This is a genomic window from Rathayibacter sp. CAU 1779 (assembly GCF_054551755.1).
In genome coordinates, this window is record NZ_JBTOLK010000006.1 from 42,804 (window position 1) to 58,934 (window position 16,131).

Genomic DNA, 16,131 nt, shown 5'->3' on the forward strand with positions numbered 1-16,131 from the left:
AGAGGAGTTGACATGTCCCTCACCTTCCGCAGGGCGGTGGCGATCACGGCGGCCGTCGCGGTCTCCGCGATCGGCCTCACGGCCTGCTCGTCTGGCAATGGCACGACGAGCGACAGCAAGGTCAGCATCACGGTCGCCGAGGACGTCGGCCTGCAGCCGGCCGCCAAGAAAGACATCGAGAATCGCGTCGCGAAGTTCGAGAAGAAGTACCCGAACATCACGGTGAAGCCGCAGGAATACAAGTGGACGGCCACCACTTTCGCCGCCCAGCTCGCAGGCGGAACGCTGCCCGATGTCTTCACTGTCGCGTTCACCGACGGCAAGGGACTCATCCAGCAGCATCAGGTGGCCGACATCAGCGACCAGGTTGCGGAGTATCCGTGGTCGAAGGAGCTCAACGCGTCAGTGCTGAAAAACGGTCAGGACAGCAAGGGCAACCTGTTGGCCGTGCCGATCGCGGCCTACGGGCAGGCGCTGCACTACAACCGCGACCTGTTCAAGCAGGCGGGCCTCGATCCCGACAAGCCGCCGACGACGTGGGCGCAGATCCGCAAGGATGCGAAGCAGATCGCCCAGAAGACCGGTCGGGCCGGCTTCGCCACGATGACGCAGCAGAACACGGGCGGCTGGATTCTCACGACGATGGCCTACGCACTCGGCGGCCGCGGCGAATCCGAGGACGGCACGAAGGCGACTGTCGACTCGAACGCCTACACGCAGGCGCTCGGCCTGCTGCACGACATGCGCTGGGATGACGACTCGATGGGATCGAACTTCCTCTACGACTGGAACGGCATCAACCAGGCCTTCGTCGCCGGACAGCTGGGCATGTACATCTCTGGCGGCGGCAACTACGCATCGCTCGTATCGCAGAACGCGATCAAGCCGGCCATGTACGGCGAAACCGTCATCCCGCTGCAAGGCAAGGATGCCGGTGCCCTCGGTGGCGGAACGCTCGCGATGGTGAGCACCAAGGCCACGAAGGCGCAGCAGGATGCCGCCGTGAAGTGGATCGACTACTTCTACATGGAGAACCAGTTCGACGAGAAGACCGCGAAGGCCACGGCGAAGGCGCAGAAGGACGACAACCAAGCCGTCGGCGTGCCGCAGGTCCCTGTGTTCGACAAGGCGACCTACGACAAGTACATGGGATGGATCGCCCCGTACGTGAACGTGCCGACCAAGCAGTTCAGCTACTACACGGACAAGGAGTTCGCGCAGCCGCTCCTCGCCGAGCCGGCCGCGAACACGCAGGACCTCTACGGCGCTCTCGACCCCGTCGTGCAAGCGGTGCTCACGGATCAAAACGCGGACATCCCCGCGCTCCTGAAAGCCGCGAACACGAAGGTCCAGGGTCTGCTGGACGCCGCGCAGTAGTCGCCGCCCAGCAGTTCCCGCACATTTCCCGCGGGTGCACCCGAACGCTTCCTCTGCTCTCCGCAGACAGGACCGTTCGGGTGCACGCGCACGTCGATCCGTCCCGGATCGTCACTCATGGTGCGCCAGGTTGTGCTGATCGCGCCAGAAAAGCCGGCGCGATCAGGAGAACTTGGCGCACGTGCGCGAGCTACTGCTCGACGCCCAGCACCTTCGAGGTTTCGGCCAGCACCTTGGCAGCCTTCTCCGGCTGGTCGTTGAGCGTCGTGCCCATGGTCGGGATCAGCTCGCGCAGCTTCGGCTCCCACGCTGCCCACTGCTGCGGGAAGCACTTCTGCAGCACGTTCAGCATGATCGGCACGGCGGTCGATGCGCCGGGCGAGGCGCCGAGCAGTCCGGCGATGGACCCGTCGGATGCCGCAACCACCTCGGTGCCGAACTGCAGCACTCCGCCGTGCTCGGCATCCTTCTTCATGACCTGCACGCGCTGCCCTGCGGTGATGAGCTCCCAGTCCTCGCCCTTGGCGGACGGCATGAACTCCTGCAGTGCCTTGACCTTCTTGGCGCGCGAGGCGAGCAGCTCCGAGATCAAGTACTTCATCAGGTCGCCGTTGTCACGCGCTACGGCGAGCATCGGTCCGATGTTCCCCGCGCGCACCGAGCCGGGAAGGTCCCACCACGAGCCCTTCTTGAGGAACTTCGGGCTGAATCCGGCGTACGGGCCGAACAGCAGCGACGCCTCGCCGTTCACGACGCGGGTGTCCAGATGCGGAACGGACATCGGCGGAGCGCCGACTGCCGCCTTGCCGTAAACCTTGGCCTGGTGCTGCGCCACGATCTTCGGGTTCGTGGTGCGGAAGAACTTGCCGCTGATCGGGAAGCCGCCGAATCCCTTGATCTCCTCGATTCCCGAGGACTGCAGCAGGTGCAGGGCGCCGCCGCCAGCGCCGACGAAGACGAAGCGCGCATCCACGGTGTGCGGGGTGTTGCCGACGGTGTGCTTCACCTTGAGGCGCCAGTTGCCTTCTTTGGTGCGACGGATGCTCTTCACCCGGCAGTTGAGCCACAACTCGGCTCCGCGGTCCGTCAGCCCGTCGACGAGCGCGTTGGTCAGCGCCCCGAAGTCGACGTCGGTGCCCGCCGTGATGCGCGTTGCGGCGATGGGCTCTCGCGTGCGCTCCTTGATGAGCAGCGGAGCCCATTCGCGGATCACCCGGTGGTCCTCGCTGTATTCCATGCCGGCGAACAGCGGCTGATCCTTGAGCGCCGCGTAGCGCTTGCGGAGGTACTTCACGTTCTCGCCGCCGCGCACGAACGTCATGTGCGGCGTCGACGTGATGAAGGTGTTGGGCAGTTCGCCCTTCTCCACCAGCGACGACCAGAACTGCCGGCTCAGCTGGAACTGCTCGTTGATGCTGATGGCCTTGTCCGGCGTGACGCTGCCGTCCTTGCCCTCCGGCATGTAGTTCAGCTCGCAGAGCGCGGCGTGCCCCGTTCCCGCGTTGTTCCACGGGTTGGAGCTCTCCTGGGCGACCTCGCCGAGGCTCTCGTAGATGCGGATCGTCCAGTCGGGCTGCAGGCGCTGGATCATGGTGCCCAGCGTGGCGCTCATGATGCCCCCGCCGATGAGGACGACGTCTAACGGGGCTCGGGAATCACTCACTCGATCAATTCTACGGGGAGTCTGCTGAGTGTTTTTCCGGCGTCATCCCCGACGAGCCGCCGCCCTGCGACGCAACACCCCGGATGCCGCGCCCAGCCCGATTCCGGCGCCGAGCAATCCCAACGCCCACGTCAAACCGCCCCAATCGTTCGATCCCGTGTCGGGCAGAACTCCGCCCCCGCCCTCTGTCGGAGTCGGAGTGGGCGTCGGCGTCGGGGCGAGTTCGGCGTCGTTGGCGAGCCCGAGCGTGATCTGCTGTGCGGTCTGCGCCGTGAAGCTGACGTAACCGTCTGCATCCGGTTGCGCGGTCTGTCCGTTGATCATCCACACCGGGGTGCCCCAGGTGACGCCCGGAACGTCGGGCATCGGTCCCTCCTTGACGAACACCGTGATGCCGGTGTTCACATGAGAGAAGACGACCGGCACACCGGCCTGCACCAACTGGGTGATGTCTGCCCCGGTGTCCACGTGGTAGAGCACCGTGAACACCGTGTCGGAGGGCACCGCCGAAGCGCCGTCGCCGGTGACAGTCTTCGTGGCCTCGAGCCATCCGAATCCGTTGGCCGTGTTGGTCAGGATGACGCCGATCGTCTCGCCCCCCTGGACGACGAAGGTGACAGTGCCGTCGGAATCCGGGGTCAGCGGCACACCGTTGACGGTCCAGGCCGGTGTCGACCAGTCGACGCCGGGGACGTCGGGCAAGGGACCTTCGCGGGCCGTGATGACCGTGCCCGCCGGCACATCGGTGATTGTCTCCGAGGCACCGCCTTGGAACGACATGGTCTGCTCAGGGCCGCCGTTCACGGTATAGATCGCGGTGTAGGTCACGCCGGCGACGGCATCGACCGCGTTGCCCGCCATCTGCTTGGAGAGCGTGATGGATCCGACGGCCGTCGCCACGTTCGTCAGTCCGATGCTCGCGCTCTGCCCCTCAGCCAGTGTGAACGTGACATTTCCGTCCGCGTCCGGGGTGACCGTCTCGCCGTCGACCGTCCACGTCGGTGTTCCCCAGTCCACACCGGTGACCGTGGGCATGGTGGTCTCGTGAAGCGCGATCAGATCGCCCGGCACCAGGCCGGTGACGGTGGCCGGCGCTCCGGGTGACACGGTGAGGGCGATCGGGTTTCCACCGTTCACGGTGTACTCGAGTCCGAACTCGGTTCCAGACGGCACGACGGTGGCGCCTGAGCCCGTGATCGTCTTCGTGACCGTGAAGTCAGCCGCCTCCTGGGCGGCGGCGTTCGTGACGACGAGCGAGACCGCAGGATGCGTCGCGTCGATCGCGAAGGTCGTCGGGCCGGACCACGTCACGCCCGTCCAGACGTAGCCGGGCGGGAGCCCCGATGTGTCGGGCGCCACCTCGGTCACCGTCACGATCGTTCCGTACGGGAACGTGTCCGTCGGACTCACCGGCGTGCCATCGGCACCCAGTGCCAGGGTGCCGGTGCTCGTCGTGCCGTCAGGCAGCTGTGCCGTGTAGTTCACGGTGAAGGAAGTGCCCGCCATCTGCCCTGGCGTCACCCCCGAGAGTGCCTTGGCCACCGAGAACGTGCCGGATTGGTCGCCTGTGTCGCAGGGAATGGCGCTGGCGAACATGTACGAGTGCATCTCGCCGCCGCCGGCGAGGGTGACGGTGGATCCCAGTACCTGACCGTCCCACGGTGCTGCGGTGATCGTGAGGTCCGCGTTCGGGGCGTAGATCGAGCCGTCGATCCGTGAGCCGCTGTGCACATTCAGCGGACCCGTCACGCTCGATGCGTCCCAGAGCACGAAGGGCGAATAGGTCCCTTCCGGATCGATCTGCGGTCCGGGAATGTCGCTCGTGCCAGCCGGAACCACGATGATCAGCGGGGTAGTGGCATCCGGTACTGTGCTCGAGAACTGGATCAACGTCGCGCCGGCGATGTCGGCGTAGTCGATGTAGTTGGGCACCCCGGGCTGCAGAGCAGAGAGCACGTAACGCGTGCCGTACGCGACTGCGGTGAGTTGGTGCCCGGGCCCTGACGGCACTGTCACCTGGTCGAGGCACTGCGTGATCTGGTCCATGGATGCCTGCGCGTTGGCTCCCACGTAGTCGGCGACGACGTCGGCTGTGCTCGTCCCGACAGAGGTCGTGTTGTATGTGAACACGCTGCCGTTGCCCGCGGACGTCGTCGGTGGTGCGGCATTCGCCGGATACACCTGGTTGGTCGCGTCGATCAGGGGCGGCGTGTCGGACCCTGCGCTGATCCCGTAGCGGAGCCAGCTACCGCGCTGATAAGTGACGAATGGCGTGTTGCGCTGCACCACCTTCAGATCGCCGTACTGCGAGGGCTCAGTGGCTCCGACATTGGTGATGTTGATACGGCCGGGGTTCTGCGCAGCGTTCGGGTTGTACGTGCCCACCAAGAGACGGGTCGGGTCGCTGTCGATGGTCGGCGGAATGTAGGCGCCGGTTCCGGCCACCCGATGCGCGATCTGGTACGTCGCGGAAGTGCCCATGGTGAGCTGACCGCCGACCGCGATACTGCCCTCGGTCTCGCTGTTGGACAGCGTGGCGTCCCCGCGCGAGTACACGGTGAAGCCGCCATTGACGGTCATCGGGTTGACCATCGTCGGGTCCGCCGCATGGGCCGCCGTCGGCTGTGACACGGCGTCGGTCACGGCCAGAGTCCCTCCCACGAGCAAGGCCGCCCCCACTATGGAGAGGGCTTTTCGGGTCTTCGAGGCGTGCATGTTCCCCCCACAGGATGCGTTCGGGCGTATCCCCGTTGAACGAGTCTAGGGTCCTCGTTCTCCCCTGAGCGGACGGGCCGAACGGTCCACCGCGCGGACTCGTCATGAACGCGTTGTCTGCCTGCGCAGTCGACCAAGCCTGCACGGTTCGAGCGCAACCACCGGAAGTCAGGCTGCGGACGCACCCACCGCGATGAGCAGGATCCCACCGGCGAGCATCGCGACGGTGAGCACTCCGAAGCCGATCCAGATCAGCGACCTCGCCGCATTCGGCTTCTTCGGATCGCGGCCTATCACGGAGAAGAAGAAGCCGCCCGGGATGAGCAGGGCGCAACAGAGAACTGCTGTCCCGATCACCTGACCCCACACTCCCGCACCGGCCGCGCTCATCAGCAGCAGGGTGACGAGACCGAGGATGACGAGCACGCCGGCGTGGGCGTGTCCGGCGCGGAAGAAGGACTTCTGCAGGTCGTTCGCGCCCTGCTTGCCGGAGACCACGCGGAGCATGAACGTTCCGCCGTAGGCGATGCCGATCACCGTGAGAAGCACCACGCCGACCGTGATCGTGATGGAGGGCGTGAAGAGGGCTGCGGATGCCGCGCTCATGACGGTCTCGCTTCCTCCGGCGTGTGCGCCGGTGTCGGGGCAGTGCACTGAATCGATTGGATAGTGGTTGTATCCATACTGGATAGTCGTACTATCTATGTCAAGACCCAATCACGAACAGGAGGCCGATGCGCATCTCCGAACTGGCGCACGCCACCGCCGTGCCCGTGCCGACGATCAAGTACTACCTGCGGGAGGGCATCCTCCCGCAGGGCGAATCGCGCGGCGCGACGCAGGCGGACTACGGCGACGAGCACGTGCAGCGGCTGCGACTGATCCGCTCACTGATCGATGTCGCCGGGCTGCCGATCGCGCGGATCAAGACGGTGCTCGACCTCATCGACCACCCCGGTGACGACCTCTTCGAGGCGCTCGGGCAGGCAATCGCATCCCTCCCTCCTTATACGACGGAGGACGGTGACGCGGACCATCCGCGCGCGAAGGCCGCTATCGAACGGCTCGGCTGGACCTACGACGCCGACTTCGCCGCCACGGCCCAGCTCGATCGTGCCCTGCAGGCGGTGACGGATGCCGGCATCCCACTCAGCGATGAACGGCTCGACATCTACGGCGCGGCCCTGCATCGACTCGCGGAGTTCGATGTGGCGCAGATGCCGTCGGCGACGCCGGTCGGTGGGCCGGACACGGACACAGACGAAGGCGGCAAGGGTGAGGCCGACAGGGGCGCAGAGGGCGGGAGCTCGGACAGCGGAAGTTCCGACAGCGGAAGCTCGGACAACCGAAGCTCGGACGGCGCAGACTTCGACAGCGGGAGCTCCGACAGCACAGGCTTCTACGACGTCGGCCCCCTCGAGGCGGGCCTCGACAGCGCGGGCAGAAGCGACAAGGCGGATGATGCTCCCGGCCAGGCATCCGCCGCCATCGAGTACGCGGTGCTCGGAACGGCGCTGTACGAACCGGTCGTGGTGGCGATGCGGCGGCTCGCGCATCAGGATGTCGCGGCGCGGCTGCTGCGTCAGCACCCCTGACCGACTCGACCCGAGTCGCGCCTCGTGCCGGCTTCCCCGTGCGCTCGGACGGCGAGTCGGCGCGACACGCCGTCCGGAACACGGGATCAGCGGCATGTCGCCCCGATCTGCCGTCGGAACGCATGCTCGGGGCGCGGCCGAACACCGCGCACCCTCAGCCCCGGTACCGCTCCCCCACCGGGATCTCGATGCCGACCGTGTTGCCTGGCGGCGCCAGCGGACACGCCCACGCGGGGTCGTATGCGCAACTCGGGTTGTACGCGAAGTTGAAGTCCAACACGATCGTGCCCGGACGGGATCCGGTGCCGAGGTCGGCTCCCTTGATCGTGTCGAGCAGGTAGCGTCCGCCGCCGTAGGTGCCGTCGGGATGCCCGGCAGAGGCATCCTTCACTGGCACGAACAGGCCGCCGCCGTAGCTGCGCAGACGCCAGACGTCGAGGGAGCCGAGGTCGGGCATCCGCACGACGCCGATGCGCTCGAAGGGCACCACGCCGTCGGTGCCGGTCTCGACGTCGAGGTCGGCGGGCTGCGTGTCCTCGATGGGCAGCTCGAAGCGCCAGGACGGATCGTATTCGGGCACGGGAAGCCCCGAGAAGAGGTCGCGGTCCTCCGGCAGCAGCGGCGTCGACGGATGTGTCGCGAACAGCGCGTCGCGCTCCACCACCCACGCTGCGTGCGCGGCAGCCGGCTCCTCCTCGCTGAGCTCCCGCACGAGTTCGTACAACGCGAACACGCGTCGGCGCCAGTCGGCGACCTCGACCGCGGTCTGGATGTCCGTCATGCGACCACGCTAGGCCGTGTTGCCGAACCATGCCGGACCCTGGTGCACTTCGCCCGGTCGGCATGCCCCGCCGGCGCAGACGAGATCCGGACAACCTCCGTCAACATGCGGTCACTACCCCGGTTTCGGCGCGCTTGCTGTCGGCCGTCGACCCGAGACTGGGGCGATGACAGCCGAGAGCACACCCGGAAACGGATCCGTCGCATCCGGCCGCTCGCACGGAACGCGGGCGCACAAGGAGTCCCGGACCGCCCGCGGAACGGACTCCGTCGAGGTCGCCGCCGACGCGGGCCGAGAGGCTGCCGGTCCCGGGGACCGCAGCGGCATCGGCCTCGCGCAGGGCACGGCGCTGTACGTCGCCGCGGTGCTGGGCACCGGCATCCTGCTGCTCCCAGCACTCGCCGCGCGCGCCGCCGGCCCCGGAGCGATCATCGCGGTCGCCGCGCTCGCCGTGATCTCGATACCGCTCGCGTCCACGTTCGCCGCACTGTCCACCAGATATCCGGATGCCGGTGGCGTCGCCACCTTCGCCCGCCGAGCATTCGGGCCCTCCGCGGCCCGCGTCGTCAGTTACTGGTTCTACTTCGGCACCCCGATCGGCGCCCCGATCGCCGCGATCATGACCGCCCAGTACGTGGTCGCGATCGTCGGCGGCGGACGCGGAACGGTGATCGCGATCGCCGTTGCCCTCATCGTCGTTCCCGTCGCCGTGACGGTGTTCGGCGTGCGGTTCGCCGGATGGGTGCAACTCGTGCTCAGTGCAGCGCTCATGGCCATCCTGGTACTTGCGCTCGCGGCGGCCGCGCCGCACGCGCATCCGCAGAACTTCACGCCCGCGCTCTCGAACGGGCCCGCCGGCGTCGGGGTCGCGATCAGCCTGTACGTCTGGGCGTTCGCGGGATGGGAGGCGGTCGCCGGGATCGCGGGCGAATTCGCACGGCCACGACGCGACATCCCGCGTGCCACCGCACTCGCCCTGGTGATCGTCGCGGTCGCGTACCTCGCGATCCAGACCGTGGTCGTCGGTGTGCTCGGGCCTCGGGTCGGGACTACCCAGGCGCCGCTCCTCGATCTCGTGACCATCGGACTCGGTCCCGGCTGGGGTCTCGTCGTGGCGTGCGTCGCCGTGATCGTCGTCGTCGGCGTCTTCAACGCGTACTTCGCGGCGTTCAGCAAGCTCGGTGCCGCGATGGGCCGCGACGGCGACCTGCCCGCGTGGTTCGGACACGGCGTGGAACGCGGAGGCATCGCACGTCGCGGCCTGCTGCTGAGCGCAGCCGTCATGGCCGTCTACTTCGCGATCGTGGCGTGGATCCCCGACCTGCAGCCCGTGATCCTCGTGCACACGAGCATCGCCGCGGCCATCTACGGCATGGGCGTCGCAAGCGCGGTCGTGCTGCTTCCCCGGCGCAGCCTCGGCTGGTGGATGTCCGTGCTCTCGTGCGTGCTCGTGTTGGGCCTGCTCCTGCTCGCCGGAGCGAACCTCGTGTACCCGGCGATCGTCGCGGCCGCGGCGATCGCCGTCGGTGCGGTCGCGAAGGTCAGGCGTCAGCGAGCGCGGGCCGACAGGCCGCGACGACGTCACACGCGAGCCGCCTGAGCGAGGCGAAGCCGCTGGTTGAGTCAGCGGTACAGGCTCAGCCAGCGGTACGAACAGGTTTGGCTCCCCAGCGCACGGCCGTCACGTCGCTTCGCGACGCGCCGGAACCGCGGCCGCAGGCTCAACCAGCGACGACGGGCGCGGCAGCCTTCAGGTCTGCAGCGATGAGCTCCGCGATCTGCACCGCATTGAGGGCCGCACCCTTGCGCAGGTTGTCGTCCGCGATGAACAGCGCGAGTCCGCGACCCTCGGGCACGCCCTCGTCCTGACGGATGCGTCCGACGTAGCTCGGGTCGGTACCCGCCGCCTGGAGCGGGGTCGGGACGTCCGCGAGCACGACTCCTGGGGCATCCCTGAGCAGTTCCGTGGCGCGCTCGGGGTTGATCGGACGCGCGAACTCGGCGTTGATCGACAGCGAGTGTCCCGTGAAGACCGGCACGCGCACGCACGTGCCGCTCACCAGCAAATCGGGCAGTTCGAGGATCTTGCGACTCTCGTTGCGCAGCTTCTTCTCTTCGTCGGTCTCGCCCAGCCCGTCGTCGACGATCGAGCCGGCGAGGGGGATGACGTCGAACGCAATCGGACGCACGTACTTCACCGGCTCCGGCAGTTCGAGGGCGGAACCGTCGTGCACGAGGTCGAGCAGGTGACCGGAGGCCACGGCCGCCTCCGCCTGCTCCGCCAGCTCCTGCGCGCCGGCCAGGCCGGAGCCGCTGACGGCCTGGTATGTGCTGACGATAAGGCGCTGAAGTCCGGCCTCGGCGTCCAGCACCTTGAGAACGGGCATGGCGGCCATGGTCGTGCAGTTCGGGTTGGCGATGATGCCGCGTCCACCTGCGGCGGGGCTCGCCTCGGCGATCGCGTGCGGGTTGACTTCGCTCACGACGAGCGGAACGGCCGGATCCATGCGCCACGCGCTGGAGTTGTCGACGACGATCGCACCGGCCTCGGCGAACTTCGGCGCGTAGGCGCGACTGCCGGTTGCACCGGCCGAGAACAGGGCGATGTCGATGCCGGAGAAGTCGGCGGTCTCGACGTCTTCGACGACGATCTCCTCGCCGCGGAATTCCAGGGTCGTACCGGCCGAACGCGATGTCGCGAAGAGACGCAGCTTCTCCACCGGGAAGTCCCGTTCGACCAGAATGCGCCGCATCACCGTGCCGACCTGACCGGTTGCGCCGACGATGCCTACGGTGAATCCGTTGCCCATGGGAATTCCTTATGTGTGTGCGGATGCCTGCTCAGCCGATGCGCACACGGCAGGCGGGCGGCGCCCACCGTCGCCATCGAGGGGTTTGACCATCCATTGTCGCAGAGTGGGCGGACCACGGAGTGCGCCCCACGAGGGCGGTGCGCTCCTGCGGCATTTCGCGAGCGCGGTCGGCATGGCCCGTGGCATCCGCGGCGTGTCGCGACGGATTGCCGCTGGACCGCACACGACAGACATCGGATGTCTGCGCCCGCCTCGCGGTACCATCGCGTATGGCCGTGACCGATGAGGCGATCCTCAAGATCAAGGAGATGATCACGAGCGGGCGCCTGTCGCCCGGTGATCGTCTTCCTCCGGAGAAGGAGCTGAGCGAGAGTCTCGGGCTCTCCCGCTCGTCGCTGCGCGAGGCGGTCAAGGCGCTCGAGGTGATCCGCGTGCTCGACGTGCGTCGCGGCGACGGCACCTACGTCACGAGCCTCGAGCCCCGCCTGCTGCTGGAGGCACTCTCCTTCGTCATCGACCTGCACGACGACCGATCCGTGCTGGAGATCTTCGGGGTGCGCCGCATCCTGGAACCCGCCGCGACCAGGCTCGCCGCGACGCGCATCACCGACGGGCAGTTGGATGCCATCGCCGGCCTCATCGACAACACCGACTCGGACGCGGGCATCGAGGCCCTGGTGCAGCACGACCTGGAGTTCCACCGCGCGATCGTCGAATCCTGCGGCAACGACTACCTCGCCCAGCTGATCGAGTCCATCTCGGGCAACACGGTTCGCGCACGCATCTGGCGCGGTCTCACCCAGCAGGACGCGACGGACCGCACGATCGCGGAGCATCGCGCCATCCTGGCCGCCTTGCGAGGGCGCGACGCGGAACTGGCATCCGCTCACGCACTCACCCACATCGCCGGCATCGAGGAATGGCTCCGCGAGGCGCTCGACGCCACGATCGGCTCACCGTTTTCGCCAGCGCCATGACGATCGGAGTCTCATGAGAATCGCACTGCATTCCACACTCCTTCCGGGAGCCGTCGACGACTACCTGAGGGAGCACGCCCGAGTTCCCGGCGAGCTGCGCGACCTGTTCGATCGGGCCGGCATCCGCGACTGGACGATCTGGCGTTCCGGCGACCGGCTGTTCCACCTCGTGGAATGCGAGGACTTCGAGGCGTCGATGCGCGTGATCCGAGCGGATGACGCCGACAAGCGCTGGCAGCACCGCATCGGCGTCTTCGTTGACGACTTCTTCGGGCCCGACGGCGATGCCGGTTACACGCCGCTCGGACAGGTCTGGCGACTGGAGGAACAGCGGACCGCCGACCACGACGTCACGATCGCCGACATGGGCCTCGATTGAACGCCCGTACCGACGTCGCTGTCGGAGTGGTGGATGCGCACGTCCACGTGTGGGATCCCGCACGCCTCGACTACCCGTGGCTGGCGGATGCCCCAGCGCTGCAGCGCGCGTTCCTCCCGGCGGATATCGACCGTGGGGGCACCGATCGGGGCGGCGCCGACCGCGGTGACACCGATCGACGTGACGCCGACGGTGGCCGTGCCGATGACGATCGCCCCGATGGCGACGGCCCCGCCAAGACCTACGCCACCACGTTCATGGTCTTCGTGCAGGCCGGCTGCCGGCCCGATCAGGCGCTCGACGAAGTGCGCTGGGTGCTCGGACTCGCGGATGCGTGGCCCGAGCTGGCCGCGATCGTCGCCGATGCAGACCTGCGCTCCGGCTCAGCCCTGGAGCGCCACCTCGATGCGCTGGCGGTGCTGTCCGACCCCGGGTCGAGGGTGTCGAAGCCTGCCGCGTCCAAAGCTGGTTTCGACACGCTCAACCGGCGGAGTGAAGGCTTCGGCGAGCTCAACCAGCGGAGTGCTGGCTTGGACGCAGGCGTCCGGCGGCCGAAGCCACGCCGGGTCGGCGTGCACGGCATCCGTCACCTTCTGCAGGACGAGCCCGGTGAGTTGCTCCGCAACCGGGCGAGCCGCAGTGCCCTCCTCGACGGACTGCGGATGCTGTCGCAACGCGGGCTGACGTTCGATCTCTGCGTGCGGCATCCGCAGCTCGCCAACGCGGTGGACCTGCTCGAGGAGGTCCCCGAGCTCGCCGTCGTGCTGGACCACGTCGGCAAGCCGCCCGTCGACGCCGGGATCGAATCGCGGGAGGGGCGCGCCTGGGCGCACGCGATCGACCGGATGGCACGCCTCCCCTTGGCACACGTGAAGCTGAGCGGGCTGGCGGCAGAGGCATCCGATTCCGCTGCACTGGACGCTCACGCGGGCGCATTCCTGGAGCACGCGATCACGGCGTTCGGGCCGGATCGCGCGATGCTCGGCAGCGACTGGCCGGTCAGCGCGTTGACCGGCGCGACCGGAACGTTCGCCGCCTGGCGCGGGCGGGTGCGGAGCGCGGCGATCGCCGCAGGGGTCGACGCCGACGGCGTCGCCTCCATCGAGGCGGGAACGGCATGGCGCTTCTACGCCCTCGCCGAGTGACGCGCACGCCGAGTGACCCGGCTCGCTGATTGGCCGCGGGGAGCACCGTCCCGTCAGTTGCTCAGTTTGCTCCTGCGGCACTCACGCAGGGTGGGCGCGTGTCGTCCACGCGATCGCGGCGTGTCGGCGCGAAATGCCGCTCGACCACACAACCGGAACCTCGGCTCACGCCGGGATGAGGCCTCGTTCGGCCAGCGCCGCCCACAGCACGTCCGGGATCTCGGCCGTGAATCGGTCGAGGTTCTTGCGCACGGAGTCGGGGTTCGCCGTTCCGACGACGACCGATGCGACGAGCGGATCCCGCAACGGATACTGCAGCGCGGCCGCAGGCAGCTCGACTCCGAACTCGGCGCAGACCCTGGCGAGCTCGCGTGCCCGCTCGATGATCTCCGGGGGCGCAGCGGCGTAGTTGTACGTGGCATCCGCTGCGGGCGTCGAGGTGGCGAGCAGACCAGAGTTGTAGACGGCCGCGGCGACGATCCGCGTGCCGCGCTCCCGGCAGGCGGGGAACAGTTCGTCGAGCGCAGGCTGCTCGAGAAGCGTGTAGCGCCCGGCGATCATCACGAGGTCGAGGTCCCCTTCGCGGACCGCTCGGGCGGCGACCGCCGCGTCGTTCACGCCGATGCCGATCTGCGACACGAGTCCCTCGTCGCGCAGCTTCGCCAGGGCGGGCAGCCCATCGCGAAGCCCCCGCTCGAGGTCATACGCGTCCGGGTCGTGCAGGTACAGGATGTCGACGCGGTCGAGCCCAAGTCGCTCCAGCGAATCCTCGAGGCTGCGGCGGATGCCCGCCTCGCTCGGATCGAAGCGCCTCACCAGATCGTCGGGCACGTCGAACTGATGAGCGAGATCCCGTCCGCCTGCGAACGCCGGATTCGGCTCCAGCAGACGTCCGACCTTCGTCGATATCACGAACTCGTCCCGCGGCTTCTCGCGCAGGAACGCGCCAAGGCGTCGTTCGCTCAGCCCCAGGCCGTAGTGCGGAGCCGTGTCGTAGTAGCGGATTCCGCCCAGCCACGCAGCATCCAGCGCTTCGGCCGCTGTCTCGTCGCTCACCGCGTGGTACAGGTTGCCGAGGGATGCTGATCCGTACCCGAGCGGCAGCACGTCGTCGAGAACAAGTCGAGGGCGCTCGGTGCCGGGTTTCGACGAGCTCAACCCACGGTCGGGGTCGCCCACCCCACGGTCGGGGTCGTCCCGCCCGCGGTTGGGGTCATGGCTCATGCGCGCGCCTGCGGCTGGGGCTCGTGCCACTCGAACTCGTCGAGCGACGACGGCAACATCTCGGTGCCGGCGCCGGGCGCGGTCGGCGTGACGTAGCGTCCCTTCTCCAGGACCACCGGGGTGACGAAGTGCTCGTGCAGGTGGTCGACGTACTCGATCATCCGGCCGTCCATGGTGCCGGTCACCGCGACGAAGTCGAACATCGAGAGATGCTGCACCGCCTCGCAAAGGCCAACGCCACCCGCGTGCGGGCACACCGGAACGCCGAATTTGGCGGCCAGCAGCAGGTTGGCGATGTTCTCGTTGACACCGCCGACTCGTGCGGCGTCGATCTGCATCACCTGCAGGGCGTCCGCCTGGAGCATCTGCTTGAACACGATGCGGTTCTGCACGTGCTCACCCGTCGCGACACGCACCGGAGCGACACCGCGTGCGATGGCGGCGTGGCCGAGGATGTCGTCGGGACTCGTAGGCTCTTCGATCCAGGCGGGGTCGAACTCGGCGAGCGCCCCCACCCAGTCGATGGCCTCCTGCACGCCCCAGCGCTGGTTGGCGTCCATCGCGATCGGATATCCGGCACCGAGCACCTCGCGAGCGATGCGGAAACGTCGGATGTCGTCTTCCAGGTCCGCGCCCACCTTCAGCTTCACCTGGCCGAAGCCCGCCTCGACTGCCTCACGGCAGAGCCGGGCGAGCTTCTCGTCGGAGTAGCCGAGCCATCCGGGAGTCGTCGTGTACGCCGGATACCCCACCTCGAGGAGCTCGGCGATCCGTTCCTCGCGACCCGGCTCCGCCGCGCGCAGGATCTCCAGGGCTTCCTCGGGCGTGAGCGCATCGGTGAGATAGCGGAAGTCGACGAGCGAGACGAGTTCCTCGGAGCTGAGCCGCGCGAGGTGCAGCCACAGGGGTTCGCCCGCGCGCTTGGCACGGAGATCCCAGAGCGCGTTCACCACGGCGCCGATCGCCATGTGCATGACACCCTTCTCCGGGCCCAGCCAGCGCAACTGCGAATCGTGCATGAAGAGGCGGGATGCCGCGCCCATGTCCGCGAGCAGTTCCTCGACGTCCAGTCCGATCAGGTGTCCGCGCAGCGTGTTCAGCGCTGCCACCTGCACGTCGTTGCCGCGTCCGATGGTGAACACGAAGGCGTCGCCGGTGAGGCCGTCCGCGTCATCCGTGCGGATGCTCACGTAGGCGGCGGAGTAGTCGGGATCGGGATTCATGGCATCCGACCCGTCGAGCGAGAGCGAGGTCGGGAAGCGCACGTCCCGTGTGTCGACGGCGACGATCGTGCTCATGTGTTCCTTCGGTCGGGATCGAGGCCGGCGGGCCGTCCGCGAGAAGTCAGAAATCGCGCTCGACACGAGCCGGGAGCCGCATTTTCTGACGTTTCGAGGGTGGGAAGCGGGCAGATGCAGACCTCAGCCTAAACATCGGATGTTTAGGCTGTCAATCGTTCGGA

The 16,131-nt window shown here is 67.9% G+C and carries 13 protein-coding genes; 6 read left to right on the forward strand and 7 right to left on the reverse strand.

Annotation, left to right across the window (positions count from 1 at the left end; genetic code table 11):
* The first annotated feature begins 12 nt into the window (after positions 1–12).
* Positions 13–1,377, forward strand: a complete 1,365-nt coding sequence (locus ACX9R5_RS18400) for a type 2 periplasmic-binding domain-containing protein (RefSeq protein ID WP_459410514.1) — start codon at positions 13–15, stop codon at positions 1,375–1,377.
* 190 nt (positions 1,378–1,567) lie between these two features.
* Here the strand turns inward: ACX9R5_RS18400 and ACX9R5_RS18405 are convergent, their stop codons facing one another.
* The 3 genes from ACX9R5_RS18405 to ACX9R5_RS18415 all read right to left on the reverse strand — a co-directional run bounded on the left by ACX9R5_RS18405 (position 1,568) and on the right by ACX9R5_RS18415 (position 6,361).
* Positions 1,568–3,040 (reverse strand): malate:quinone oxidoreductase, encoded by a 1,473-nt coding sequence (locus ACX9R5_RS18405; RefSeq protein ID WP_459410515.1) that lies wholly within the window; start codon positions 3,038–3,040, stop codon positions 1,568–1,570.
* A gap of 42 nt (positions 3,041–3,082) precedes the next feature.
* Positions 3,083–5,683 (reverse strand): collagen-binding domain-containing protein, encoded by a 2,601-nt coding sequence (locus ACX9R5_RS18410; RefSeq protein WP_459410516.1) that lies wholly within the window; start codon positions 5,681–5,683, stop codon positions 3,083–3,085.
* 240 nt (positions 5,684–5,923) lie between these two features.
* The gene (locus ACX9R5_RS18415) at positions 5,924–6,361 is read right to left on the reverse strand and encodes a hypothetical protein (RefSeq protein WP_459410517.1); all 438 of its coding nucleotides are present in this window, start codon (positions 6,359–6,361) and stop codon (positions 5,924–5,926) included.
* A gap of 128 nt (positions 6,362–6,489) precedes the next feature.
* Here ACX9R5_RS18415 and ACX9R5_RS18420 point away from each other — a divergent pair, with 128 nt between their 5' ends.
* Positions 6,490–7,350, forward strand: coding sequence for a MerR family transcriptional regulator (locus tag ACX9R5_RS18420; RefSeq protein ID WP_459410518.1), 861 nt, complete (start codon positions 6,490–6,492; stop codon positions 7,348–7,350).
* A gap of 154 nt (positions 7,351–7,504) precedes the next feature.
* On the opposite strand, the gene ACX9R5_RS18425 is transcribed toward ACX9R5_RS18420, so the two are convergent.
* Positions 7,505–8,131, reverse strand: a complete 627-nt coding sequence (locus tag ACX9R5_RS18425) for a DUF1684 domain-containing protein (RefSeq protein WP_459410519.1) — start codon at positions 8,129–8,131, stop codon at positions 7,505–7,507.
* A 166-nt stretch (positions 8,132–8,297) separates the two neighbouring features.
* On the opposite strand from ACX9R5_RS18425, the gene ACX9R5_RS18430 reads away from it, so the two are divergent.
* The gene (locus ACX9R5_RS18430; protein ID WP_459410520.1) at positions 8,298–9,731 is read left to right on the forward strand and encodes an APC family permease; all 1,434 of its coding nucleotides are present in this window, start codon (positions 8,298–8,300) and stop codon (positions 9,729–9,731) included.
* Between the two features lie 121 nt (positions 9,732–9,852).
* On the opposite strand, the gene ACX9R5_RS18435 is transcribed toward ACX9R5_RS18430, so the two are convergent.
* Positions 9,853–10,941, reverse strand: a complete 1,089-nt coding sequence (locus tag ACX9R5_RS18435; RefSeq protein ID WP_459410521.1) for an aspartate-semialdehyde dehydrogenase — start codon at positions 10,939–10,941, stop codon at positions 9,853–9,855.
* A 272-nt stretch (positions 10,942–11,213) separates the two neighbouring features.
* On the opposite strand from ACX9R5_RS18435, the gene ACX9R5_RS18440 reads away from it, so the two are divergent.
* The 3 genes from ACX9R5_RS18440 to ACX9R5_RS18450 are packed head-to-tail and all read left to right on the forward strand — an operon-like array spanning position 11,214 to position 13,445.
* Positions 11,214–11,921: a FadR/GntR family transcriptional regulator gene (locus ACX9R5_RS18440; RefSeq protein ID WP_459410522.1), complete on the forward strand. Its 708-nt coding sequence runs from the start codon at positions 11,214–11,216 to the stop codon at positions 11,919–11,921.
* Positions 11,922–11,934: 13 nt separating this feature from the next.
* A complete protein-coding gene (locus ACX9R5_RS18445; RefSeq protein ID WP_459410523.1) occupies positions 11,935–12,300 on the forward strand; it encodes an L-rhamnose mutarotase in 366 nt (121 codons plus the stop codon).
* Positions 12,297–13,445, forward strand: a complete 1,149-nt coding sequence (locus ACX9R5_RS18450; RefSeq protein ID WP_459410524.1) for an amidohydrolase family protein — start codon at positions 12,297–12,299, stop codon at positions 13,443–13,445. The genes ACX9R5_RS18445 and ACX9R5_RS18450 overlap by 4 nt, the downstream gene beginning before the upstream one ends.
* Positions 13,446–13,610: 165 nt before the next feature.
* Here the strand turns inward: ACX9R5_RS18450 and ACX9R5_RS18455 are convergent, their stop codons facing one another.
* Together ACX9R5_RS18455 and ACX9R5_RS18460 are read right to left on the reverse strand one after the other, a co-directional pair.
* Complete coding sequence (locus ACX9R5_RS18455; RefSeq protein WP_459410525.1) at positions 13,611–14,669, reverse strand: aldo/keto reductase; 1,059 nt, start codon at positions 14,667–14,669, stop codon at positions 13,611–13,613.
* On the reverse strand, positions 14,666–15,967 hold the full coding sequence (locus tag ACX9R5_RS18460) for an L-fuconate dehydratase (protein ID WP_459410526.1): 1,302 nt from the start codon (positions 15,965–15,967) through the stop codon (positions 14,666–14,668). The genes ACX9R5_RS18455 and ACX9R5_RS18460 overlap by 4 nt, the downstream gene beginning before the upstream one ends.
* Between the last annotated feature and the right edge of the window lie 164 nt (positions 15,968–16,131).

Excerpts from the sequence above, each read along its gene's own strand:
- ACX9R5_RS18430 (WP_459410520.1), top strand. The coding sequence starts at position 8,298 with ATGACAGCCGAGAGCACACCCGGAAACGGATCCGTCGCATCCGGCCGC.
- ACX9R5_RS18435 (WP_459410521.1), bottom strand. The coding sequence starts at position 10,941 with ATGGGCAACGGATTCACCGTAGGCATCGTCGGCGCAACCGGTCAGGTC.
- ACX9R5_RS18455 (WP_459410525.1), bottom strand. The coding sequence starts at position 14,669 with ATGAGCCATGACCCCAACCGCGGGCGGGACGACCCCGACCGTGGGGTG.
- ACX9R5_RS18425 (WP_459410519.1), bottom strand. The coding sequence starts at position 8,131 with ATGACGGACATCCAGACCGCGGTCGAGGTCGCCGACTGGCGCCGACGC.
- ACX9R5_RS18460 (WP_459410526.1), bottom strand. The coding sequence starts at position 15,967 with ATGAGCACGATCGTCGCCGTCGACACACGGGACGTGCGCTTCCCGACC.
- ACX9R5_RS18415 (WP_459410517.1), bottom strand. The coding sequence starts at position 6,361 with ATGAGCGCGGCATCCGCAGCCCTCTTCACGCCCTCCATCACGATCACG.
- ACX9R5_RS18445 (WP_459410523.1), top strand. The coding sequence starts at position 11,935 with ATGAGAATCGCACTGCATTCCACACTCCTTCCGGGAGCCGTCGACGAC.
- ACX9R5_RS18420 (WP_459410518.1), top strand. The coding sequence starts at position 6,490 with ATGCGCATCTCCGAACTGGCGCACGCCACCGCCGTGCCCGTGCCGACG.
- ACX9R5_RS18440 (WP_459410522.1), top strand. The coding sequence starts at position 11,214 with ATGGCCGTGACCGATGAGGCGATCCTCAAGATCAAGGAGATGATCACG.
- ACX9R5_RS18400 (WP_459410514.1), top strand. The coding sequence starts at position 13 with ATGTCCCTCACCTTCCGCAGGGCGGTGGCGATCACGGCGGCCGTCGCG.